We start from the raw sequence: 357 nt of genomic DNA on the forward strand, positions 1-357 counted from the left end.
TTTGCATTAGTTGATGATGATTCTCAACACCACAGTTTATATGTCGGCCGTTAGCTCAGTTGGTAGAGCAGTTGGCTTTTAACCAATTTGTCGAAGGTTCAAATCCTTCACGGCCGACCACTTCTAAAATAATTAATTTCAAATTTATAAGTCAGATAGTAAACAATAAAAAGCCGAGGCTTTTAACCGTTAAGCCGATTAGCTCGAAGGTTCAAATCCTTCACGGCCGACCACTTCTTTCTTAACAAGTACAATGCAAAATTAGCATATTAGTGACTTTTGCATTAGTTGATGATGATTCTCAACACCACAGTTTATATGTCGGCCGTTAGCTCAGTTGGTAGAGCAGTTGGCTTT

General features: G+C 38.7%; 1 tRNA gene. It reads left to right on the plus strand.

Annotation, left to right across the window (positions count from 1 at the left end):
- Nucleotides 1-44 precede the first annotated feature (44 nt).
- Nucleotides 45-120, plus strand: a tRNA-Lys gene (locus H4J66_RS00940).
- The last annotated feature ends 237 nt before the right edge of the window (nt 121-357 follow it).

The organism is Colwellia sp. MB3u-55, assembly GCF_014076785.1.
Taxonomy (GTDB): domain Bacteria; phylum Pseudomonadota; class Gammaproteobacteria; order Enterobacterales; family Alteromonadaceae; genus Colwellia_A.